The organism is Escherichia sp. 94.0001 (assembly GCF_013369155.2).
In the GTDB taxonomy this organism is placed as follows: domain Bacteria; phylum Pseudomonadota; class Gammaproteobacteria; order Enterobacterales; family Enterobacteriaceae; genus Escherichia; species Escherichia coli_F.
The window spans coordinates 45,877-62,113 of record NZ_JABWMS020000009.1 but is presented as its reverse complement, the minus strand read 5'-3'; the positions used below and the strand labels follow the sequence as shown (position 1 = coordinate 62,113).

Below are 16,237 nucleotides of genomic sequence, written 5' to 3'. Positions count from 1 at the left end.
GGCTTATGAGCCAATATTTGATTTTTCAGCTTCATGGGCCAATGGCATCCTGGGGCGTTGATGCACCCGGTGAGGTGCGTCATACCCATGAACTGCCTTCGCGTTCAGCATTGCTGGGGCTGCTGGCTGCCGGGGTAGGGATACGGCGTGATGACACCGAATGCTTAAACGCGTTTAATCGCCACTATTCACTGGTGGTTTGCGCCAGCCGTAACCCGCGCTGGGCACGGGATTATCACACGGTCCAGATGCCAAAAGAGGTGCGTAAAGCGCGTTATTTCAGCCGTCGCGAAGAGTTGAGGGACCCTGATCTTCTGAGCGCGATTATCTCCCGGCGCGACTACTACACCGATGCCTGGTGGATGGTGGCCGCGGCAACAACAGCTGATGCGCCTTACAGCCTCGAACAGTTGCAGGAAGGTTTACGCCATCCGGTTTTTCCGCTTTATCTGGGGCGAAAAAGCCATCCGCTGGCATTACCCCTTGCGCCGTTACTGCTCGAAGGCAACGCGTCTGATGCCTTACGTAACGCATACCAACAGTATCAGGATCGTTTCCACGAACTAAAAGTCTCACTCCCGAAACTTCAGGATGAATGCTGGTGGGAAGGGGAGCACGATGGCCTGGTCTCGAGCAAAATATTACGCCGCCGGGATGTTCCTTTAAATCGTCAGCAGTGGCTTTTTGGGGAACGTACCGTCAATCAGGGGCCGTGGCTCAGCAAGGAGGAACCATGTACCTCTCAAGAATAACCTTACATACCGGCCAGCTTTCGCCTGCGCAGTTGCTGCATCTGGTGGATCGCGGTGAATATGTGATGCATCAGTGGCTGTGGGATCTTTTCCCTGGCGGCAAAGAAAGGCAATTTCTTTATCGTCGGGAAGAACTCCAGGGCGCGTTTCGCTTTTTTGTCCTGTCGCAGGAACGCCCGGCGGAAAGTGAAACGTTTACCATCGAATGCCGGTCATTTGCGCCGGAGCTGCGTACCGGACAATCCCTTTTTTTCAACCTGCGAGCGAATCCAACATTCTGTAAAGCGGGTAAGCGCCACGATCTGCTGATGGAGGCGAAACGGCAGGTGAGGGGGCAGGCGGAAGGAAGTGATGTCTGGTTGCATCAACAACAGGCGGCGCTGGGCTGGCTGGCTGCGCAGGGAGAGAGAAGTGGTTTTACACTGCTGGATACCTCGGTCGATGCCTACCGACAACAGCAACTGCGGCGGGAAAATGCCCGGCAACTGATCCAGTTCAGTAGCGTGGATTATACGGGGATGCTGACGGTCACCGAGCCAGGGTTATTTCTGCAACGTCTCTGCCTGGGGTATGGCAAAAGCCGGGCGTTCGGCTGTGGTCTGATGTTAATCAAACCCGGAGCAGAGGCGTGACGTTTGTACCACTGAGTCCGATCCCGTTAAAAGATCGCACCTCCATGATCTTCCTCCAGTATGGTCAAATCGACGTACTGGACGGGGCTTTCGTGCTGATCGACAAAACAGGGATCCGCACGCATATTCCGGTGGGATCGGTCGCCTGCATTATGCTCGAACCAGGAACGAGAGTTTCCCACGCGGCGGTGCATCTGGCCGCCACGGTGGGGACACTGCTGGTCTGGGTTGGTGAAGCGGGCGTTCGCGTTTACTCCTCCGGACAACCCGGAGGGGCGCGGGCAGATAAATTACTCTACCAGGCAAAGCTGGCTTTAACGGAAGATCTACGGTTGAAGGTGGTGCGCAAAATGTATGAATTACGTTTTCGTGAACCACCGCCAGCTCGCCGTTCAGTGGAGCAGCTACGGGGAATTGAGGGAGCCCGAGTACGCCAGACCTATGCATTACTGGCGAAGCAATATGGTGTGAAATGGAATGGTCGCAACTACGATCCTAAAGACTGGGAAAAAGGCGATGTTGTGAATCGCTGCATCAGTGCTGCCACATCATGCCTGTACGGTATTTCTGAAGCGGCAGTATTAGCCGCGGGATATGCGCCCGCTATTGGTTTTATCCATGGTGGCAAACCGCTTTCATTTGTTTATGACATAGCCGATATCATTAAATTTGATACGGTTGTGCCAAAGGCATTTGAAATAGCGGCGAGGCAACCCGCAGAACCAGATAAAGAAGTCAGGTTGGCCTGTCGCGATATTTTCCGTAGCACTAAGTTAACGGGCAAATTAATCCCGTTAATTGAGGAAGTCCTTGCCGCCGGTGAAATTGAACCACCACAACCCGCGCCGGATATGTTACCGCCAGCTATCCCGGAACCTGAAACGCTGGGTGATAGTGGTCACCGGGGGCGCAGCGGATGAGCATGGTCGTGGTTGTTACAGAAAATGTCCCGCCGCGCTTACGTGGACGGCTCGCGATCTGGCTACTGGAAGTGCGTGCTGGTGTTTATGTTGGTGATACATCCAAACGTATTCGGGAGATGATCTGGCAGCAAATCTCCCAACTGGCAGGTTGCGGAAATGTGGTCATGGCCTGGGCGACCAATACCGAGTCGGGTTTTGAATTTCAGACCTGGGGTGAAAACAGACGTATTCCGGTGGATTTGGATGGGTTACGGTTGGTTTCGTTTCTTCCTGTTGAGAATCAATAAGTTACCCGTTCTTTAAAAATAAGGAAATGTTTGAATTTAGTTGGTAGATTGTTGATGTGGAATAAAATTGTTTAAAAACAGATACGTATGCTTAGTGTGTTCCCCGCGCCAGCGGGGATAAACCGTTCCTGTAGGGTGCCATCAGATTTTCTGATCTGTGTTCCCCGCGCCAGCGGGGATAAACCGGCTGTAAAGACAGTGTAGTCCAGCTTAGTGAAGTGTTCCCCGCGCCAGCGGGGATAAACCGCGATTCCTGCGGCCAGCGCCTGTCATGGTTATGTGTTCCCCGCGCCAGCGGGGATAAACCGGCGTTTGAACCGGAATTTTACCGGGTTTTCATGTGTTCCCCGCGCCAGCGGGGATAAACCGGAAAATCAACCCGGCGACAATATATACAATCGGTGTTCCCCGCGCCAGCGGGGATAAACCGACACCATAAAGAAAAGAAAGAATTTCTTGGAAGTGTTCCCCGCGCCAGCGGGGATAAACCGTTATCCTTTATTTATATATGAGGTTTAATCCAGTGTTCCCCGCGCCAGCGGGGATAAACCGTCTAATGAAGCGCCATAATATTGCAGGGTTAAGTGTTCCCCGCGCCAGCGGGGATAAACCGAACGATAACGATAAAAACTACTGGTTGCTTGAGTGTTCCCCGCGCCAGCGGGGATAAACCGGGAGAAATTAACGCCATTCACCCTTTCAGAGAGTGTTCCCCGCGCCAGCGGGGATAAACCGGCGAGTGCCCCATCTGTAAACGCCGGGGAAAAGTGTTCCCCGCGCCAGCGGGGATAAACCGATGTGAGTTTGATCCGGTCAGTACGCTGGTCTGTGTTCCCCGCGCCAGCGGGGATAAACCGTTAATATTGTTCCCTCAAACGTCGTCTTACCTGTGTTCCCCGCGCCAGCGGGGATAAACCGATTTTTACTGAGATGACGGCTCGATTTACAGCGTGTTCCCCGCGCCAGCGGGGATAAACCGAAACCCCCTGGTGTGCTGCGTTCACCGGAGCTGTGTTCCCCGCGCCAGCGGGGATAAACCGCGAACCCTTGAACCGATAAGTGCGCTGTTTTGGTGTTCCCCGCGCTAGCGGGGATAAACCGTGTAATAGGGGTGTTATATGACAGACGAAGAAGTGTTCCCCGCGCTAGCGGGGATAAACCGGTCACGATAGCTGCGCAAGTTCTTCTCGCCAGGTGTTCCCCGCGCTAGCGGGGATAAACCGTAGAAGAGGAGGGCGCTGATTTCCGGGGCCAGGTGTTCCCCGCGCTAGCGGGGATAAACCGTGCCCACTCAACCCGTCGCCGATCCCCGCCGCGTGTTCCCCGCGCTAGCGGGGATAAACCGGCAACCTGGAATATGCGGTTGGCAATGGAGAAGTGTTCCCCGCGCTAGCGGGGATAAACCGGATAAATACAGTATATTCCCACGCTCCGCTGGGTGTTCCCCGCGCTAGCGGGGATAAACCGTTGCGACGCGCTAAAAACTCTCTGAAGCGTTAGTGTTCCCCGCGCCAGCGGGGAAAAACCGATTGATTGTTTTTCATTCTGTCGAATGACAATGTGTTCCCCGTGCCAGCGGGGATAAACCGTTTTATGCAGCTCCATCGTCAGCACATCAAACGTGTTCCCCGCGCCAGCGGGGATAAACCGCTCTCGGTTCTGGGGTACTGTTACCCATAACTGAGCTCCCCCGCGTCAGTGGGGGAACTCCCAGCTCCCATTTTCAAACGCCTCATGACGCCTTCGCCAGTTCCTTCACCAGCGGTAGCATTATCCGCATAACGTCACGGCAGTGACGTTCTATTCTTCCAGGAAGCGCCTTATCAATATGCTGTTGATTATCAAGCCTTACATCATGCCAGCTATTTCCCGCCGGGAAGGCCGGTGTTTTTGCGCGTTGCTGATAACCATCCTTATTTCCAAGATTCCAGTTGGTCGCCTCCACCGAAAGTACCGCAATACCGGCTTTGTCGAAAACTTCTGCATCGTTACAACACCCGGTGCCTTTCGGATAGTTTTTATTCAAACCTGGATTTGTTGTCGCTGCAATCCCATGATTACGCGCAATTGCCAGCGCTCGATCACGGGTTAATTTCCTGACAGCTTCTGGTGTATTTACGCCACTATTAAAATAAAGCTTATCGCCCACGATCAAATTATCGAGATTAATCACCAGCAGGGTATTTTTCTTTTCAGTATCGCTCATGCGCTTGAGTAAATTCTCAGCACCTAATTTCCCTTCCTCTTCACCACTGGTGGCAATAAAACGAATCCCATACTCAGTCGGAATATCTTTCAGGCGCTCTGCCAGTTCAAGCATAACACCAAGGCCTGCGGCATTATCATCCACACCTTGTAATGTTAACCCCCCAAGGTTGGCATCAATATCTGCATCGCTTTGCGGAGCATAGGTATCAAGATGCGCCATGATGATGATTTGCTGGGGCACTTTTCCTTCATGAGCGGCAATCACCGTACTTCCTGTCACGTTATGCCAGCTTTTACGCTTGTTTTTATCGGTGAAGATATATCGGCTATTAAATGTCCGAATATCACTGCGATAACCCATCTGTTGAAACTGTTGGCGAATATAATCGGCGGATAACATTTCTGCAGGAGTTCCGGTCATGCGTCCCGGAAAGAAAGTAGCAATATGTCGTGCCTGTGTATTAGCAAAATCACCAGGTTTAGGTGACGAGGCGTGTACGGGGAGAATAAAGCATACGCCGAGCGCCAGGGCAGCGGTACGGTGGCGCAATGCGGAAAACATAGTGAGTCCTTAAATACCATGCAAATTTTTTTACCGCCATAGTATGAAACTGCCGCTGCGCTAAAACAATTTCAAATCTTCCTAAACGCCCGAAATCCGGTGCCTTAAGCACTTTTTGATATTAGCTTTGCCAAATCGTTATTCCGTTAAGGAACTACTCATTCTAATTGGTAATTTCATTCGTTCTCTTACGCTCCCTATAGTCGAAACATCTGATGGCAAGAAAATAGCGGTATTGCAAAGGAACGGTTATGGATCAAAAACGACTTACTCACCTGCGGCAACTGGAGGCGGAAAGCATCCACATTATTCGTGAGGTGGCGGCAGAATTCTCAAATCCGGTGATGCTCTACTCTATCGGTAAAGATTCCAGCGTCATGCTGCATCTGGCGCGCAAGGCGTTTTATCCGGGTACGCTGCCTTTCCCTCTGCTGCATGTTGATACTGGCTGGAAATTCCGCGAGATGTATGAGTTTCGCGATCGTACGGCTAAAGCCTATGGCTGCGAGTTGCTGGTGCATAAAAACCCGGAAGGCGTGGCGATGGGGATTAATCCATTCGTACACGGCAGCGCAAAACATACCGATATTATGAAAACCGAAGGTTTGAAGCAGGCGTTGAACAAGTACGGTTTTGATGCCGCCTTCGGTGGCGCACGTCGTGACGAAGAGAAATCCCGCGCTAAGGAGCGAATCTACTCTTTCCGTGACCGCTTCCATCGCTGGGACCCGAAAAATCAGCGCCCGGAGCTGTGGCACAACTACAACGGGCAAATTAACAAAGGCGAAAGCATCCGCGTCTTCCCGCTCTCTAACTGGACCGAGCAGGATATCTGGCAATACATCTGGCTGGAAAATATCGACATTGTTCCGCTGTATCTCGCCGCTGAACGTCCGGTTCTGGAACGCGACGGTATGTTGATGATGATTGATGACAACCGTATCGACCTGCAACCGGGCGAAGTGATTAAAAAACGGATGGTGCGTTTCCGTACGCTGGGCTGCTGGCCGCTGACCGGCGCGGTGGAGTCAAATGCGCAAACACTGCCGGAAATCATCGAAGAGATGCTGGTTTCCACCACCAGTGAACGTCAGGGGCGCGTGATTGACCGCGACCAGGCGGGATCCATGGAGCTGAAAAAACGTCAGGGGTATTTTTAAGATGAACACCGTACTTGCACAACAAATCGCCAACGAAGGCGGCGTCGAAGCCTGGATGATTGCGCAACAACATAAAAGCCTGCTGCGTTTTCTGACCTGTGGTAGCGTCGATGACGGCAAAAGTACCCTGATTGGTCGCCTGCTGCACGATACCCGCCAAATCTACGAAGATCAGCTCTCATCACTGCATAACGACAGTAAACGTCACGGCACCCAGGGCGAAAAACTGGATCTGGCCCTGCTGGTGGACGGCCTGCAAGCTGAGCGTGAACAGGGCATCACCATTGATGTGGCTTACCGCTATTTCTCCACCGAGAAGCGTAAATTTATCATTGCCGACACTCCCGGGCACGAGCAGTACACCCGCAATATGGCGACTGGCGCATCGACATGCGAACTGGCGATCTTACTGATCGATGCCCGTAAAGGCGTGCTCGATCAAACCCGTCGTCACAGTTTTATCTCCACGCTGTTGGGTATCAAACATCTGGTCGTGGCGATCAACAAAATGGATCTGGTGGGTTACAGCGAAGAGACGTTCACCCGCATTCGTGAAGATTATCTGACCTTTGCCGGGCAGCTGCCGGGTAATCTGGATATCCGCTTTGTGCCGCTCTCCGCACTGGAAGGCGACAACGTGGCTTCGCAAAGTGAAAGTATGCCGTGGTACAGCGGTCCGACACTGCTCGAAGTGCTGGAAACCGTGGAAATCCAGCGAGTGGTGGATGCTCAGCCAATGCGCTTTCCGGTGCAGTACGTTAACCGCCCGAATCTCGATTTTCGTGGCTACGCCGGAACGCTGGCATCCGGTCGCGTGGAAGTCGGGCAACGTGTCAAAGTGCTGCCCTCTGGTGTGGAATCAAACGTCGCGCGGATCGTGACCTTTGATGGCGATCGCGAAGAAGCCTTTGCCGGAGAAGCGATCACCCTGGTGCTGACGGATGAGATCGACATCAGCCGTGGCGATCTGCTGCTGGCGGCAGACGAAGCGTTACCGGCAGTGCAGAGCGCGTCGGTGGATGTGGTGTGGATGGCGGAACAGCCGCTTTCCCCTGGACAAAGCTACGACATCAAAATTGCCGGTAAGAAGACGCGTGCCCGTGTTGATAGTATTCGCTATCAGGTTGATATTAATAACCTTACTCAACACGAAGTTGAAAATCTGCCGCTAAACGGCATTGGTTTGGTGGATCTCACTTTTGACGAGCCGCTGGTGTTAGATCGTTATCAGCAAAACCCGGTTACTGGTGGTCTGATTTTTATCGATCGCCTGAGCAATGTGACCGTGGGTGCCGGTATGGTGCACGAGCCAGTTAGCCAGGCTACTGCTGTGCCATCTGAATTCAGTGCATTCGAACTGGAATTGAATGCCCTGGTTCGCCGCCATTTTCCACACTGGGGCGCGCGCGATTTACTGGGGGATAAATAATGGCGCTGCATGACGAAAACGTCGTCTGGCATAGCCATCCAGTCACTGTACAACAACGCGAGCTACACCACGGTCATCGTGGTGTAGTGCTGTGGTTTACCGGCCTCTCCGGGTCCGGTAAATCAACGGTCGCCGGGGCGCTGGAGGAGGCGTTACATAAACTCGGCGTCAGTACGTATCTGCTGGATGGCGACAATGTTCGCCACGGATTATGCAGCGATCTCGGTTTTAGCGATGCCGATCGTAAAGAGAATATCCGTCGCGTCGGTGAAGTGGCGAATTTAATGGTTGAAGCTGGACTGGTGGTGCTGACCGCGTTTATCTCGCCACACCGCGCCGAACGCCAGATGGTTCGCGAACGTGTAGGAGAAGGGCGTTTTATCGAAGTGTTTGTCGATACGCCGCTGGCGATTTGCGAGGCCCGCGATCCAAAAGGCTTATATAAGAAAGCGCGTGCCGGTGAACTGCGCAACTTTACGGGAATAGATTCCGTTTACGAAGCGCCTGAATCGGCAGAAATTCATCTCAATGGTGAACAATTAGTAACAAATTTGGTACAGCAATTATTAGATCTGTTGAGACAGAACGATATTATCAGATCCTGAGACACCACCGGGTTTCCATGCCCGGTTCGTCAAAGTAACAGGATCAAATATGCGTAATAGCCATAACATTACACTAACAAATAACGACAGCCTAACTGAGGATGAAGAAACCACATGGTCACTGCCTGGTGCCGTGGTCGGTTTTATCTCTTGGTTATTTGCGCTGGCGATGCCGATGTTGATTTATGGCTCTAACACGCTGTTCTTCTTTATCTACACCTGGCCTTTCTTTCTGGCACTGATGCCTGTCGCGGTAGTGGTGGGGATTGCGCTGCATTCATTGATGGACGGAAAGCTACGCTACAGTATTGTTTTCACCCTGGTGACAGTAGGCATTATGTTTGGCGCACTGTTTATGTGGCTACTGGGCTAATTTGTACTTTCTTGTCTCCTCTGTTCATAATTCAAACCGTAACGAATAATGAGATTATGTTCTGCACGCCCTGGGTATACGTAACAATGGACAAATGTGGTACATTTGCCCGCGTTGTCGCGGTATCCCCAACAGAGGATGTAGAGTCGTCTTCGGATGCATGGGATGATGATGCCGTTTTTCAGGGGGCAGGATGGGTAAACTAACGCTGCTGTTGCTGGCTATTCTGGTCTGGCTACAGTATTCGCTGTGGTTCGGTAAGAACGGTATACATGACTATACCCGCGTCAATGATGATGTGGCGGCACAGCAAGCTACAAACGCGAAACTTAAAGCGCGAAACGATCAACTTTTTGCCGAAATTGACGATCTCAATGGCGGCCAGGAGGCGCTCGAAGAGCGTGCGCGTAATGAACTCAGCATGACCAGGCCGGGCGAAACTTTTTATCGTCTGGTGCCTGACGCGTCGAAACGCGCACAGTCTGCGGGGCAAAACACTCGATAAATCAGCCCGGGAATTAACATGGCAACCACTCATTTGGATGTTTGCGCCGTGGTTCCGGCGGCCGGATTTGGCCGTCGAATGCAAACGGAATGTCCTAAGCAATATCTCTCAATCGGTAATCAAACCATTCTTGAACACTCGGTGCATGCGCTGCTGGCGCATCCCCGGGTGACTCGTGTCGTCATTGCCATAAGTCCTGGCGATAGCCGCTTTGCACAACTTCCTCTGGCGAATCATCCGCAAATCACCGTTGTAGATGGCGGTAATGAGCGTGCCGATTCGGTACTGGCAGGTCTGAAAGTCGCTGGCGATGCGCAGTGGGTATTGGTGCATGACGCCGCTCGTCCTTGTCTGCATCAGGATGACCTCGCGCGATTGTTGGCGTTGAGCGAAACCAGCCGCACGGGGGGGATCCTCGCCGCACCAGTGCGCGATACGATGAAACGTGCCGAACCGGGCAAAAATGCCATTGCTCATACCGTTGATCGCAACGGCTTATGGCACGCGCTGACGCCGCAATTTTTCCCTCGTGAGCTGTTACATGACTGCCTGACGCGCGCTCTAAATGAAGGCGCTACCATTACCGACGAAGCCTCGGCGCTGGAATATTGCGGATTTCATCCGCAGTTGGTCGAAGGCCGCGCGGATAACATTAAAGTCACGCGCCCGGAAGATTTGGCACTGGCCGAGTTTTACCTCACCCGAACCATCCATCAGGAGAATACATAATGCGAATTGGACACGGTTTTGACGTACACGCCTTTGGCGGTGAAGGCCCAATTATCATTGGTGGCGTACGCATTCCTTACGAAAAAGGATTGCTGGCGCATTCTGATGGCGACGTGGCGCTCCATGCGTTGACCGATGCATTGCTTGGCGCGGCGGCGCTGGGGGATATCGGCAAACTGTTCCCGGATACCGATCCGGCATTTAAAGGTGCCGATAGCCGCGAGCTGCTACGCGAAGCCTGGCGTCGTATTCAGGCGAAGGGTTATACCCTTGGCAACGTCGATGTCACTATCATCGCTCAGGCACCGAAGATGTTGCCGCACATTCCACAAATGCGCGTGTTTATTGCCGAAGATCTCGGCTGCCATATGGATGATGTTAACGTGAAAGCCACTACTACGGAAAAACTGGGATTTACCGGACGTGGGGAAGGGATTGCCTGTGAAGCGGTGGCGCTACTCATTAAGGCAACAAAATGATTGAGTTTGATAATCTCACTTACCTCCACGGTAAACCGCAAGGCACCGGGCTGCTGAAAGCCAATCCGGAAGACTTTGTGGTGGTGGAAGATTTGGGCTTTGAGCCTGATGGTGAAGGTGAGCATATTCTGGTTAGAATCCTCAAAAACGGCTGTAATACCCGTTTTGTGGCGGATGCACTGGCGAAATTCCTGAAAATTCATGCCCGTGAAGTCAGCTTCGCTGGGCAAAAAGACAAACATGCTGTTACGGAACAGTGGTTATGCGCTCGCGTCCCAGGTAAAGAGATGCCCGATCTCAGTGCTTTTCAACTGGAAGGCTGCCAGGTGCTGGAGTATGCGCGGCACAAGCGCAAGCTGCGTTTAGGCGCGCTGAAAGGTAACGCCTTTACCCTGGTTCTGCGCGAAGTGAGCAATCGCGATGACGTTGAACAACGTCTGATCGATATTTGCGTAAAAGGTGTACCGAACTACTTCGGTGCCCAACGTTTTGGGATTGGCGGTAGCAACTTGCAGGGCGCGCTGCGCTGGGCGCAAACCAATACTTCGGTGCGCGATCGCAATAAACGGAGTTTTTGGTTGTCGGCAGCCCGCAGTGCGTTGTTTAATCAGATTGTTGCTGAGCGCCTCAAAAAAGCAGACGTTAATCAAGTTGTTGACGGCGATGCGCTACAATTAGCCGGACGTGGCAGCTGGTTTGTTGCCTCCAATGAAGAACTGGCGGAATTACAGCGTCGCGTCAACGATAAAGAGCTGATGATTACTGCTGCATTGCCGGGCAGTGGCGAATGGGGAACTCAGCGTGAAGCGCTGGCATTCGAACAAGCAGCTGTCGCCGAAGAAACTGAATTGCAAGCCTTACTGGTGCGAGAAAAAGTTGAAGCCTCGCGCAGAGCGATACTGCTGTATCCGCAACAATTAAGCTGGAACTGGTGGGATGACGTCACCGTAGAAATCCGTTTCTGGCTTCCGGCAGGCAGTTTTGCGACCAGCGTTGTCAGGGAACTTATCAACACAACAGGTGATTATGCGCATATTGCTGAGTAATGATGACGGGGTACATGCACCCGGTATACAAACGCTGGCGAAAGCCTTGCGTGAGTTTGCTGACGTTCAGGTGGTCGCCCCCGATCGTAACCGCAGCGGCGCTTCAAATTCTCTGACACTGGAATCCTCCTTGCGCACGTTTACCTTTGAAAATGGTGATATTGCTGTGCAAATGGGAACCCCGACCGATTGCGTCTATCTTGGCGTGAATGCTCTGATGCGTCCGCGCCCGGACATTGTTGTGTCGGGGATTAACGCCGGGCCGAATCTGGGGGATGATGTTATCTATTCCGGTACGGTAGCCGCCGCGATGGAGGGCCGTCATTTAGGCTTTCCGGCGCTTGCTGTCTCGCTTGACGGGCATAAACATTACGACACTGCCGCGGCGGTAACCTGTTCCATTTTGCGAGCTCTGTGTAAAGAGCCGCTGCGCACCGGGCGTATTCTCAATATTAACGTACCGGATTTACCGTTGGATCAAATCAAAGGTATTCGCGTGACGCGCTGCGGTACCCGACATCCGGCAGATCAGGTGATCCCGCAGCAAGATCCGCGCGGCAATACGCTGTACTGGATTGGCCCGCCGGGTGGTAAGTGCGATGCCGGTCCGGGGACCGATTTTGCTGCGGTAGATGAGGGCTATGTCTCTATCACGCCGCTGCATGTGGATTTAACTGCGCATAGCGCGCAAGATGTGGTTTCAGACTGGTTAAACAGCGTGGGAGTTGGCACGCAATGGTAAGCAGACGCGTACAAGCACTTCTGGATCAATTACGTGCGCAAGGTATTCAGGATGAGCAGGTGCTGAATGCACTTGCCGCCGTGCCGCGTGAAAAATTCGTTGATGAAGCGTTTGAACAAAAAGCCTGGGACAATATCGCCTTGCCGATAGGTCAGGGGCAGACAATTTCGCAGCCGTATATGGTGGCGCGAATGACCGAATTACTCGAGCTGACGCCGCAGTCGCGGGTGCTGGAAATTGGCACCGGTTCGGGATATCAAACGGCAATTCTGGCGCATCTTGTTCAGCATGTTTGCTCGGTTGAACGTATTAAAGGCTTGCAGTGGCAGGCGCGTCGCCGCCTGAAAAACCTTGATTTACATAATGTTTCAACCCGTCATGGCGATGGATGGCAAGGTTGGCAGGCACGTGCGCCGTTTGACGCTATCATTGTTACGGCGGCACCGCCGGAAATTCCAACTGCGCTAATGACGCAGCTGGACGAAGGCGGGATTCTCGTCTTACCCGTAGGGGAGGAGCACCAGTATTTGAAACGGGTGCGTCGTCGGGGAGGCGAATTTATTATCGATACCGTGGAGGCCGTGCGCTTTGTCCCTTTAGTGAAGGGTGAGCTGGCTTAAAACGTGAGGAAATACCTGGATTTTTCCTGGTTATTTTGCCGCAGGTCAGCGTATCGTGAACATCTTTTCCAGTGTTCAGTATGGTGCCTTGCACGGTAATTATGTCACTGGTTATTAACCAATTTTTCTTGGGGGATAAATGAGCGCGGGAAGCCCAAAATTCACCGTTCGCCGCATTGCGGCATTGTCACTGGTTTCGCTATGGCTGGCAGGCTGTTCTGACACTTCAAATCCACCGGCACCGGTCAGCTCCGTTAATGGCAATGCGCCTGCAAATACCAATTCTGGTATGTTGATTACGCCGCCGCCGAAAATGGGGACGACGTCTACAGCGCAGCAACCGCAAATTCAGCCGGTACAGCAGCCACAAATTCAATCTGCACAACAACCGCAAATCCAGCCTGTGCAGCCAGTAGCTCAGCAGCCGGTACAGATGGAAAACGGACGAATCGTCTACAACCGTCAGTATGGGAACATTCCGAAAGGCAGTTATAGCGGCAGTACATACACCGTGAAAAAAGGCGACACGCTTTTCTATATCGCCTGGATTACTGGCAATGATTTCCGTGACCTTGCTCAGCGCAACAATATTCAGGCACCATACGCGCTGAATGTAGGTCAGACCTTACAGGTGGGTAATGCTTCCGGTACGCCAATCACTGGTGGAAATGCCATTACCCAGGCCGATGCAGCAGAGCAAGGAGTTGTGATCAAGCCTGCACAAAATTCCACCGTTGCTGTTGCGTCGCAACCGACAATTACGTATTCTGAGTCTTCGGGTGAACAGAGTGCTAACAAAATGTTGCCGAACAACAAGCCAACTGGGACCACGGTCACAGCGCCTGTAACGGTACCAACAGCAAGCACAACCGAGCCGACTGTCAGCAGTACATCAACCAGTGCGCCTATCTCCACCTGGCGCTGGCCGACTGAGGGCAAAGTGATCGAAACCTTTGGTGCTTCTGAGGGGGGCAACAAGGGGATTGATATCGCAGGCAGCAAAGGACAGGCAATTATCGCGACCGCAGATGGCCGCGTTGTTTATGCCGGTAACGCGCTGCGCGGCTACGGTAATCTGATTATCATCAAACATAATGATGATTACCTGAGTGCCTACGCCCATAACGACACAATGCTGGTCCGGGAACAACAAGAAGTGAAGGCGGGGCAAAAAATAGCGACTATGGGTAGCACCGGAACCAGTTCAACACGCTTGCATTTTGAAATTCGTTACAAGGGGAAATCCGTAAACCCGCTGCGCTATTTGCCGCAGCGATAAATCGGCGGAACCAGGCTTTTGCTTGAATGTTCCGTCAAGGGATCACGGGTAGGAGCCACCTTATGAGTCAGAATACGCTGAAAGTTCATGATTTAAATGAAGATGCGGAATTTGATGAGAACGGAGTTGAGGTTTTTGACGAAAAGGCCTTAGTAGAAGAGGAACCCAGTGATAACGATTTGGCCGAAGAGGAACTGTTATCGCAAGGGGCCACACAGCGTGTGTTGGACGCGACTCAGCTTTACCTTGGTGAGATTGGTTATTCACCACTGTTAACGGCCGAAGAAGAAGTTTATTTTGCGCGTCGCGCACTGCGAGGAGATGTTGCCTCCCGCCGCCGGATGATCGAGAGTAACTTGCGTCTGGTGGTAAAAATTGCCCGCCGTTATGGCAATCGTGGTCTGGCTTTGCTGGATCTTATCGAAGAGGGCAACCTGGGGCTGATCCGCGCGGTAGAGAAGTTTGACCCGGAACGTGGTTTCCGCTTCTCAACATACGCAACCTGGTGGATTCGCCAGACGATCGAACGGGCGATTATGAACCAAACCCGTACTATTCGTTTGCCGATTCACATCGTAAAGGAGCTGAACGTTTACCTGCGAACCGCACGTGAGTTGTCCCATAAGCTGGACCACGAACCAAGTGCGGAAGAGATCGCAGAGCAGCTGGATAAGCCAGTTGATGACGTCAGCCGTATGCTTCGTCTTAACGAGCGCATTACCTCGGTAGACACCCCGCTGGGTGGAGATTCCGAAAAAGCGTTGCTGGACATCCTGGCCGATGAAAAAGAAAACGGCCCGGAAGATACCACGCAAGATGACGATATGAAACAAAGCATCGTCAAATGGCTGTTCGAACTGAACGCCAAACAGCGTGAAGTACTGGCACGTCGATTCGGTTTGCTGGGGTACGAAGCGGCAACACTGGAAGATGTAGGTCGTGAAATTGGCCTCACCCGTGAACGTGTTCGCCAGATTCAGGTTGAAGGCCTGCGCCGTTTGCGCGAAATCCTGCAAACGCAGGGGCTGAATATCGAAGCGCTGTTCCGCGAATAAGTAAGCATTTGTCAGAAAGGCCAGTCTCAAGCGAGGCTGGCCTTTTTCTTTTGTCAGCTTAATCTACACGTTGATGGTAACGTCCATCTCTGACGGTAAATTTTTCCCGGCATAGATGACTACTATCGTATTGTCCCGCGTCCATTGGCGTGACACATCGTACAGTCTGATGTAGTCCGTAGTTTTTAATAAACATCACCATATTGCGATTTGGTTTTTTGTGAGTGGTTTCCGTTGTTCTCCAGAGATGGCAGTGAGTTTCGCCTGGTGCAATAAGTTTTACCGGCCATGGCGTTGTGCCACTGCGCCATATTATCCCCGCATCATCAACATCCAATATCGGGCCGAAGAATCCCCAGGGAAGAATTTCATGCAAATTAACGTAACGAAAACAGTCTTCTTTTCCGCAATAGTGATGTGTCACAACCTCATCTGGTGTGCGAAACCAGGTATTTTCATGAAGAAATTCATGGCCAATATTGGCAATTACGGCAATATCGGGTTTGAACCAGAGCTGATCCTTGCCCTGGTCTACTGTTAAGGTGGAAATTACGGGGCGTTCATCAATAAAAGAGAGTAAGCGCGGTATTGATGTCAGGTGTTTTTTTTGCCAACGGTTGATACCCATTTGCTGTGCAGCATGACTGTTTTGCTGCCAATAAAGATAAGACGTTGCTTTTGATTCGCCAGTATAGAAAAACGCATCAGCGGGCAGTGTTGTACGAACAGTTCCTTTGCCTTGAAAACTGACTTCCCGAACAAAAAAATCAAGAAATAACACAGGGCGAGGAAGTTGAATAGGAGTCATTAAATATACCAAACCAATGTCGTAAGGTTGAAAATGATTTCGT

Annotated in this window: 18 protein-coding genes and 1 CRISPR repeat array; of the genes, 16 read left to right on the top strand and 2 right to left on the bottom strand. The window is 52.1% G+C overall.

Translation table 11 applies throughout. The features are described from left to right. The first annotated feature begins 5 nt into the window (after window positions 1–5). The 4 genes from cas5e to cas2e are packed head-to-tail and all read left to right on the top strand — an operon-like array spanning window position 6 to window position 2,594. Window positions 6–752: a type I-E CRISPR-associated protein Cas5/CasD gene (cas5e, locus tag HEN33_RS07145; RefSeq protein ID WP_176262896.1), complete on the top strand. Its 747-nt coding sequence runs from the start codon at window positions 6–8 to the stop codon at window positions 750–752. Next, window positions 734–1,384 (top strand): type I-E CRISPR-associated protein Cas6/Cse3/CasE, encoded by a 651-nt coding sequence (gene cas6e, locus HEN33_RS07140; RefSeq protein WP_176262895.1) that lies wholly within the window; start codon window positions 734–736, stop codon window positions 1,382–1,384. The genes cas5e and cas6e overlap by 19 nt, the downstream gene beginning before the upstream one ends. Continuing rightward, window positions 1,381–2,304, top strand: a complete 924-nt coding sequence (gene cas1e / locus HEN33_RS07135; RefSeq protein ID WP_000144850.1) for a type I-E CRISPR-associated endonuclease Cas1e — start codon at window positions 1,381–1,383, stop codon at window positions 2,302–2,304. Before cas6e ends, cas1e begins: the two co-directional genes overlap by 4 nt. Beyond that, the gene (cas2e, locus tag HEN33_RS07130; protein ID WP_000063171.1) at window positions 2,301–2,594 is read left to right on the top strand and encodes a type I-E CRISPR-associated endoribonuclease Cas2e; all 294 of its coding nucleotides are present in this window, start codon (window positions 2,301–2,303) and stop codon (window positions 2,592–2,594) included. The genes cas1e and cas2e overlap by 4 nt, the downstream gene beginning before the upstream one ends. A gap of 96 nt (window positions 2,595–2,690) precedes the next feature. Then, a CRISPR array of direct repeats spans window positions 2,691–4,244; the repeat unit is 29 nt; unit sequence GTGTTCCCCGCGCCAGCGGGGATAAACCG. A gap of 82 nt (window positions 4,245–4,326) precedes the next feature. Here the strand turns inward: cas2e and iap are convergent. Beyond that, window positions 4,327–5,364: an alkaline phosphatase isozyme conversion aminopeptidase gene (gene iap, locus HEN33_RS07125; RefSeq protein ID WP_176262894.1), complete on the bottom strand. Its 1,038-nt coding sequence runs from the start codon at window positions 5,362–5,364 to the stop codon at window positions 4,327–4,329. A gap of 251 nt (window positions 5,365–5,615) precedes the next feature. Between iap and cysD the strand changes: the two genes are divergently transcribed. From cysD to rpoS, 12 genes are all read left to right on the top strand, one after another. Beyond that, window positions 5,616–6,524, top strand: a complete 909-nt coding sequence (gene cysD / locus HEN33_RS07120) for a sulfate adenylyltransferase subunit CysD (RefSeq protein ID WP_000372392.1) — start codon at window positions 5,616–5,618, stop codon at window positions 6,522–6,524. Between the two features lies 1 nt (window position 6,525). Then, a complete protein-coding gene (cysN, locus tag HEN33_RS07115; RefSeq protein ID WP_176262893.1) occupies window positions 6,526–7,953 on the top strand; it encodes a sulfate adenylyltransferase subunit CysN in 1,428 nt (475 codons plus the stop codon). Beyond that, window positions 7,953–8,558 carry an adenylyl-sulfate kinase gene (cysC, locus tag HEN33_RS07110; RefSeq protein WP_001173673.1) on the top strand — a complete coding sequence of 202 codons (606 nt, stop codon included), beginning with the start codon at window positions 7,953–7,955 and terminating at the stop codon, window positions 8,556–8,558. The genes cysN and cysC overlap by 1 nt, the downstream gene beginning before the upstream one ends. A gap of 49 nt (window positions 8,559–8,607) precedes the next feature. After that, window positions 8,608–8,931: a DUF3561 family protein gene (locus HEN33_RS07105; protein WP_001246104.1), complete on the top strand. Its 324-nt coding sequence runs from the start codon at window positions 8,608–8,610 to the stop codon at window positions 8,929–8,931. 193 nt (window positions 8,932–9,124) lie between these two features. Next, complete coding sequence (ftsB, locus tag HEN33_RS07100; protein ID WP_000517477.1) at window positions 9,125–9,436, top strand: cell division protein FtsB; 312 nt, start codon at window positions 9,125–9,127, stop codon at window positions 9,434–9,436. A gap of 18 nt (window positions 9,437–9,454) precedes the next feature. Further along, window positions 9,455–10,165, top strand: a complete 711-nt coding sequence (gene ispD / locus HEN33_RS07095) for a 2-C-methyl-D-erythritol 4-phosphate cytidylyltransferase (RefSeq protein ID WP_032185000.1) — start codon at window positions 9,455–9,457, stop codon at window positions 10,163–10,165. Next, window positions 10,165–10,644, top strand: a complete 480-nt coding sequence (gene ispF / locus HEN33_RS07090; protein ID WP_001219242.1) for a 2-C-methyl-D-erythritol 2,4-cyclodiphosphate synthase — start codon at window positions 10,165–10,167, stop codon at window positions 10,642–10,644. The genes ispD and ispF overlap by 1 nt, the downstream gene beginning before the upstream one ends. Further along, window positions 10,641–11,690, top strand: coding sequence for a tRNA pseudouridine(13) synthase TruD (truD, locus tag HEN33_RS07085; protein WP_032184999.1), 1,050 nt, complete (start codon window positions 10,641–10,643; stop codon window positions 11,688–11,690). The genes ispF and truD overlap by 4 nt, the downstream gene beginning before the upstream one ends. Further along, window positions 11,671–12,432, top strand: a complete 762-nt coding sequence (gene surE, locus HEN33_RS07080) for a 5'/3'-nucleotidase SurE (protein ID WP_001295182.1) — start codon at window positions 11,671–11,673, stop codon at window positions 12,430–12,432. The genes truD and surE overlap by 20 nt, the downstream gene beginning before the upstream one ends. Next, window positions 12,426–13,052 carry a protein-L-isoaspartate O-methyltransferase gene (gene pcm / locus HEN33_RS07075; RefSeq protein WP_000254708.1) on the top strand — a complete coding sequence of 209 codons (627 nt, stop codon included), beginning with the start codon at window positions 12,426–12,428 and terminating at the stop codon, window positions 13,050–13,052. Before surE ends, pcm begins: the two co-directional genes overlap by 7 nt. A gap of 184 nt (window positions 13,053–13,236) precedes the next feature. Further along, window positions 13,237–14,331, top strand: coding sequence for a murein hydrolase activator NlpD (nlpD, locus tag HEN33_RS07070; RefSeq protein ID WP_311396150.1), 1,095 nt, complete (start codon window positions 13,237–13,239; stop codon window positions 14,329–14,331). A 62-nt stretch (window positions 14,332–14,393) separates the two neighbouring features. Continuing rightward, window positions 14,394–15,386: an RNA polymerase sigma factor RpoS gene (gene rpoS / locus HEN33_RS07065; RefSeq protein WP_000081550.1), complete on the top strand. Its 993-nt coding sequence runs from the start codon at window positions 14,394–14,396 to the stop codon at window positions 15,384–15,386. Between the two features lie 58 nt (window positions 15,387–15,444). Here rpoS and HEN33_RS07060 read toward each other — a convergent pair whose 3' ends face one another. Further along, window positions 15,445–16,194 (bottom strand): hypothetical protein, encoded by a 750-nt coding sequence (locus HEN33_RS07060; RefSeq protein ID WP_157945111.1) that lies wholly within the window; start codon window positions 16,192–16,194, stop codon window positions 15,445–15,447. Between the last annotated feature and the right edge of the window lie 43 nt (window positions 16,195–16,237).

Coding starts and splice junctions, on each gene's coding strand:
- rpoS (WP_000081550.1), top strand. CDS start 14,394: ATGAGTCAGAATACGCTGAAAGTTCATGATTTAAATGAAGATGCGGAA.
- HEN33_RS07060 (WP_157945111.1), bottom strand. CDS start 16,194: ATGACTCCTATTCAACTTCCTCGCCCTGTGTTATTTCTTGATTTTTTT.
- truD (WP_032184999.1), top strand. CDS start 10,641: ATGATTGAGTTTGATAATCTCACTTACCTCCACGGTAAACCGCAAGGC.
- ispD (WP_032185000.1), top strand. CDS start 9,455: ATGGCAACCACTCATTTGGATGTTTGCGCCGTGGTTCCGGCGGCCGGA.
- cysD (WP_000372392.1), top strand. CDS start 5,616: ATGGATCAAAAACGACTTACTCACCTGCGGCAACTGGAGGCGGAAAGC.
- cas5e (WP_176262896.1), top strand. CDS start 6: ATGAGCCAATATTTGATTTTTCAGCTTCATGGGCCAATGGCATCCTGG.
- cas6e (WP_176262895.1), top strand. CDS start 734: ATGTACCTCTCAAGAATAACCTTACATACCGGCCAGCTTTCGCCTGCG.
- iap (WP_176262894.1), bottom strand. CDS start 5,364: ATGTTTTCCGCATTGCGCCACCGTACCGCTGCCCTGGCGCTCGGCGTA.
- ftsB (WP_000517477.1), top strand. CDS start 9,125: ATGGGTAAACTAACGCTGCTGTTGCTGGCTATTCTGGTCTGGCTACAG.
- cysN (WP_176262893.1), top strand. CDS start 6,526: ATGAACACCGTACTTGCACAACAAATCGCCAACGAAGGCGGCGTCGAA.
- pcm (WP_000254708.1), top strand. CDS start 12,426: ATGGTAAGCAGACGCGTACAAGCACTTCTGGATCAATTACGTGCGCAA.
- ispF (WP_001219242.1), top strand. CDS start 10,165: ATGCGAATTGGACACGGTTTTGACGTACACGCCTTTGGCGGTGAAGGC.
- cas2e (WP_000063171.1), top strand. CDS start 2,301: ATGAGCATGGTCGTGGTTGTTACAGAAAATGTCCCGCCGCGCTTACGT.
- HEN33_RS07105 (WP_001246104.1), top strand. CDS start 8,608: ATGCGTAATAGCCATAACATTACACTAACAAATAACGACAGCCTAACT.
- surE (WP_001295182.1), top strand. CDS start 11,671: ATGCGCATATTGCTGAGTAATGATGACGGGGTACATGCACCCGGTATA.
- cysC (WP_001173673.1), top strand. CDS start 7,953: ATGGCGCTGCATGACGAAAACGTCGTCTGGCATAGCCATCCAGTCACT.